General features: G+C 32.4%; 7 protein-coding genes. 1 reads left to right on the plus strand and 6 read right to left on the minus strand.

What is annotated here, in order from left to right; translation table 11 throughout:
• The 6 genes from ACWVCY_RS12810 to ACWVCY_RS12835 form a co-directional block, all read right to left on the minus strand.
• On the minus strand, positions 1-747 hold a 747-nt coding region (locus ACWVCY_RS12810; RefSeq protein WP_455143224.1), incomplete at its 3' end, for an ABC transporter permease.
• Positions 748-758: 11 nt separating this feature from the next.
• The gene (locus ACWVCY_RS12815) at positions 759-1730 is read right to left on the minus strand and encodes an ABC transporter ATP-binding protein (protein ID WP_455143225.1); all 972 of its coding nucleotides are present in this window, start codon (positions 1728-1730) and stop codon (positions 759-761) included.
• A gap of 2 nt (positions 1731-1732) precedes the next feature.
• Positions 1733-2254: a hypothetical protein gene (locus ACWVCY_RS12820; protein ID WP_455143226.1), complete on the minus strand. Its 522-nt coding sequence runs from the start codon at positions 2252-2254 to the stop codon at positions 1733-1735.
• A 247-nt stretch (positions 2255-2501) separates the two neighbouring features.
• Positions 2502-3221, minus strand: a complete 720-nt coding sequence (locus ACWVCY_RS12825) for a hypothetical protein (RefSeq protein ID WP_455143227.1) — start codon at positions 3219-3221, stop codon at positions 2502-2504.
• Between the two features lie 29 nt (positions 3222-3250).
• Entirely contained in the window at positions 3251-3856 is a 606-nt protein-coding gene (locus ACWVCY_RS12830) for an Hcp family type VI secretion system effector (RefSeq protein WP_455143228.1), read from the minus strand.
• Between the two features lie 604 nt (positions 3857-4460).
• The gene (locus tag ACWVCY_RS12835; RefSeq protein ID WP_455143229.1) at positions 4461-4595 is read right to left on the minus strand and encodes a hypothetical protein; all 135 of its coding nucleotides are present in this window, start codon (positions 4593-4595) and stop codon (positions 4461-4463) included.
• 124 nt (positions 4596-4719) lie between these two features.
• Here ACWVCY_RS12835 and ACWVCY_RS12840 point away from each other — a divergent pair.
• Positions 4720-5210 (plus strand): helix-turn-helix domain-containing protein (locus ACWVCY_RS12840; RefSeq protein ID WP_455143230.1); only part of this gene is annotated, 491 nt, incomplete at its 3' end.

The raw sequence follows: 5210 nt of genomic DNA on the forward strand, positions 1-5210 counted from the left end.
ATCAAAAAGGGAATATTGAGGAATTGAGATTTGATATTCTTGACTTAAAGTAAAACTGATGCTACCACCTGGTCCTTCAAAAAAAGAAGTTAGGTCTTCGTAATTTTCTAAAAAAGAAGTAAGAACTGAGTGTGCTAATCGAAAATTAATAGAAGTTTCATCTCCTTGAATAAGAATTGTTTCAGAGAAATTAACGGGTAATGAGGGAACCTCAGGGAAGGAAGTTTGAAGCATCTCATGGAAATATTGACCAAAAGTGTTTTTCCAATATTTATTAAAAATTGAAATTGAAGCATTAGAAAATCCAGGAGGAATTTCCATTAAAATATCTAAGTCACGATCGATTAATAATTCTTCAGCTTCAGAGATAGAAGCATATATAGAAACATCAAAAATATTCGGAGAAGCAGTATGATTTGTATAAGTTGTGCTATTTAACACTTGTATTAATTCTATTCCAAATCCTTTCTCTAGAACATCAATAGAATGATAAAGCATAAGTGTATTATTACCAATTATTGTTTCATTTAAAAAAACGTTTTGAAACTCTTCAGGTAGACCCTCATCGTTATTTACAATTCCTAACTGAAAGCTCGGAGTGGTTCCAATAGGAGACGCTGAAAATCCAAACCAGTAAATTGACATGAAAAAAATGGGAAATATCACAAGATAGGGGATGGTCCACTTACTCCTTATAATCTGTAACCCCATCCTTCCACAAACAGCCAAACTATTTCTCAAAGTCATCATATCTCTCCTCATTCTCGTAAGCTACGTCCTGTGAGATGAATAAATACATCTTCTAGCGTTGTTCCACGTATAGAGAGATTTCCAATCTCTGTGGTTCCCATTTTTTCTATTAGACTTAAAATTCGATTTAATTTAGGTATTAAATCTCTCGCACGAATAACTAGATTTCCATTTAAGTAAAACACATCCTCTATTGCTAAATTTGAGATTGGATCCTTGAGTGCGGTCATTATATTCTCTAAATTAGGTTCTTCCCCTTTAAGACTAATTTCAACAATATCACCTTTCCCCACAGAAGCTTTTAACTGATTGGGGCTGTCTAAAACTAAGATTTTTCCATGATCAATGATAGCTATCCGATTTGATAACCGATCAGCCTCCTCCATGTAATGAGTGGTTAGAATAACTGTTTTACCTTCTGTAGGAAGCTTCTTGATGAAATCCCATACAATCATTCTTGATTGAGGGTCTAAACCTGGAGTTGGCTCGTCACATAAAATGATTTGCGGGTCATGGACTAGAGCAAGAATTAGATTTAATCTTCGTTTCTGACCACCTGATAAGGTTTTTGTTAAAGCATCTTTTTTCTTCTTTAAGCCAACTTGTGTAATGAGCTGATCAATTCGTTTACGGGCTTGAAGAATTGGCATGTCATAAATCTTAGCTATAAATTCCAAATTCTCCTGCACGGTTAAATCTTCATAGAATGTTGGTGTTTGGGGAATTATTCCTAACTTCCGTTTAATTTCTTTTCCATTTGTATTGGGATTCACTCCTAGAATTTTCACAACTCCTGAATCAGGTTTTAATAACCCAACCATCATCTTAAGACTGGTTGTTTTTCCTGCTCCATTTGGGCCTAAGAAACCAAAAATTTCACCTTCATAAATTTGAAGCGATATTCCCCGAACTGCTTCTACACGATCTTTTCCTTTCCCAAAAGTTTTGAATAATTCATTTACCTCAATAATAGCTTCCATTATCACTCCTCTCTACTATTTCCTATAACTTTCTCTTTTTCTTTCATGAAGCTAAGTCCATATTCTAAGAATTGACTGTACATTTCTAATCCTTTGATCTGGACATCAATTGCCTTCTTTAAATTAGGATCTTCATCTTTCATTTCTAAAGTTTCAATCGTACGCAATTTTTCAATCATTATAGAATTAAGATTAATGAATCGTTGAAAAAAACCTGTGAACATATCTGAATCAGTAGCTACACGATATATATAGCCTATTTTATGTGAACCCTCCTTAATTACTGTACCATAATAAACATTTATTTTAATAGCACGATTAATAGATGAAATAGAGACTGGATATTGATTTTTATTAGCTAATAACTCTTTTAAACGGTCAGAGATGGCATTTTGAGACCATTCCTGGGGTTCTAGCCAAAGTAAGGCATCTATATAACCGCAAGTTCCTGGAAGACCATATTCTTGCCAAAACTCAGCCATCATTTCGAAAAATTGGTATCTTGCACTACTGATCCTTGACATTTATTATCGAGTTTTTATTAGAATCTAAATCTTTAAAAATTTTCCTTATTCTGAATTTCAGAATTTCGAAATTTTGGAATAAAACTTTTACTTCTATTTTAGTAATTTTGATAAATTTCCTTAAAATAGTTCTTCATCTACTAGCAACAGAGCTTCATATAACTTTTCGTTTGTGGTATGTTGTATAATGAAAAAAAAGAAGGAATTAAGAGAGTTAGAGAGACATTAGGTAATAATCAAAGGTAATTTATTGCTTCTTTCTATAGATCAATTGATAGAAAATTATTCCAAGAATTGTGATGAATGAAAAACCTGGTGTTAAATCTGACGAAGTTGTTGTCGTAGTAGAACTATAGGTAGAAGTTGAAGTTGTCTTACTAGTTGAAATCGTGGAAGTTTTAGTGGGATAACTGAGTGACCAAGATGGAAGAGGAAGAACATCATAGAAATTTTCAAGAATTATTGAAAAATCAATGGACTGAGAAGAAATTGTTATATCTTCTAAGATTCTTGCCCTAACGAGAATTTCTATTGTGGGGTCATCAATATTGAAATACTCTATAAGGGTCAAGTCTAGCTGGTTTTCCTGTACTTGAAAATGCTCAAAAATGTTACCAAGATTCCATTGTTGGATTTCTCGGAACGGATCTCCTACCATCCAGAATAAAAGATATTCATCTGATGGAGTATGGAAGAATAATTCAATTGCTTCAATAATACTTGAGGACTGATTAATGTAAGCAATAACAATGGCTAGTATCCCAGAGTCACCTAATATGGCAGTTGTACTAAAGTTATAATCTAGAATAATTGATGTATAAGGGCCACTTTGGAAAACATCAGAAACAATAATCTCATTGAATGTAAGCTGAGAATCAATTGATCCTTGTGATAAAGAGATACCTGCTAAAAGTGAATAACCGACAAGAAGAATCATTAATATTAAATATTTGGGTATTTTGTTCATTTTTATGTCCCTAAATAATAGGTGTGAGATTAAATTGGTGTTCCACCCCAGGTAGCTGTATACTCAACATTTCCCACAGGGTTTCCCATAGCATTAAATTCAGTGTATGTCCACTTGATTGTTTCATAGATGAAAGATACTGTTTCCATGGGTATATCATTTGAGTCTGATCCTATATAGGTGCTAACAGAAACAACTACAGCGTTTGTTAATTCAATAGTTAAATAATTTAATTCCATTGGAGTTGGATTGGAATAGAACCTCAATGTAATTGCAGGAGTCCCTCCAATAACTGTTCCCTTTGTACAGTGTTCGAACAATTTTGGAGTAGCTTTGTCTATGTACTTCACAATTCGAATTGGTGTATGAACTATTTGGCCTGCGCTCCGATCAGGATTATATGCATTTCTAATACTGTGAGAGTATGTTAGTATATCAATTGAATTTTCACGTCCTGCAACCTTGGATTCACCATCAATGCCTTCAATCCATAGATTCATGGAAGAGTCTTCTGTAATAATTTCTAAAGAAGCATTTCCATATTGACCATTCATAATAGTGGTGAAAAAGGCTATTGCAATCCCAAACAATAGTGCCATCGCAATAACTGTGCGAAATATCATCTTTTGTTTCATTTTTTTATTCTCCTTTCATTTCTTAATGAAAACTAGGTCTTACTTACATTCACTCATTCTTTTTAGTCTTTCCGAAATAAAATTCCGTAAAACTTCTTTCCATATATAGCTTGGATTAGCTATTTTAAGCAATAAATATACTCTCGTACGCCATTGCAAGTTATTAAACAAAATTTACGTGCATTCATTGCACCATCAGATCAATTTCTATTAGCAGGGTCCTAATAATTTAGTTAATTGTGCAATTCCCTTTATTTAATTTATATTACAAGAAATACTTTGTAATGTTATTCAAATTTCCTCGTGTAAAAGTTTAAAAAACATTAAAGACTTTAATACATAAAGAAATAATATGAAAATTTTAAGCAAGGGATATAAACCTTATTTATTGTTATTTCTCTTTGTTTTAGGGATGATAATAACATTATTTAGCTTTATCCTGTTGATTGCTAGTAAAGATGAAGTTTCATATTTTTTATTATTATCCAGTACAATATTTGGGTTTCTTTTAACCACTTATAGCATTTTTAATGGGATGAACTACTATAAAGAAATCAATGGTTTTAGATAAAAAAAGAAAAAAAAAGTGCTTTTCTTATTATAATTATCTTGGACTATAAGCTTGAGACGGACAATTAGCTGTATCCATACTCCCTTGAACTTTATGCCCAAAACAATCACCTATGTCTGATTCACCTTCAATAGGAGTCCAATATTTACAATCTCTGCATTCTGCCATTATTTATACACCATTTGTCTTGATGATAATTCTTATGTATGAAATAGAGTATATATAAATTATCGATAGGGTTTTTCAGAATGTTGGAGAACCTTCTGTCAGAAATTTCTAAGGTCAGTTTTCCATGTCTTCTGTTAATTTAGAATTATTTGGATTTGATACAAACACATCACGAATCTACAACTTCTTATTACATAATTCTGGTCCTCTTCTAGCCAAAATCATCACGGAAAATCTACAAATTTCTTCAAAAGGAGTCTATGCTGCCTTAAAACTATTAGAACAGTATAAGCTCATTGAAGTCAGCAATGATTATCCTAAACTATTTTCAGTGAAGAATCCCGAACTTGAACTAAACAAGTTGGTTGATCAACAAATTAACAGACGAAATGAAGAGATCCTTACATTGAAAGATGAATATGAAAAAGCACGACGTATTTACCTTAATCAATTTCTTCGTGGATCTTGCGACCAACAGGTTAATTTCCACTATTTTAGGAACAATAGGGATGCTATGATATTTCTAAAATCTCAATTAGAGAATGCTCAGATAGAAATTCTCATTAATTTACTCCCCAGTAGGCTTCTCACATCTTTAATTGAGCAGATCAATGC

The organism is Candidatus Hodarchaeum mangrovi (genome assembly GCF_975850365.1).

Excerpts from the sequence above, each read along its gene's own strand:
- ACWVCY_RS12825 (WP_455143227.1), bottom strand. The coding sequence starts at position 3,221 with ATGAACAAAATACCCAAATATTTAATATTAATGATTCTTCTTGTCGGT.
- ACWVCY_RS12835 (WP_455143229.1), bottom strand. The coding sequence starts at position 4,595 with ATGGCAGAATGCAGAGATTGTAAATATTGGACTCCTATTGAAGGTGAA.
- ACWVCY_RS12815 (WP_455143225.1), bottom strand. The coding sequence starts at position 1,730 with ATGGAAGCTATTATTGAGGTAAATGAATTATTCAAAACTTTTGGGAAA.
- ACWVCY_RS12830 (WP_455143228.1), bottom strand. The coding sequence starts at position 3,856 with ATGAAACAAAAGATGATATTTCGCACAGTTATTGCGATGGCACTATTG.
- ACWVCY_RS12820 (WP_455143226.1), bottom strand. The coding sequence starts at position 2,254 with ATGTCAAGGATCAGTAGTGCAAGATACCAATTTTTCGAAATGATGGCT.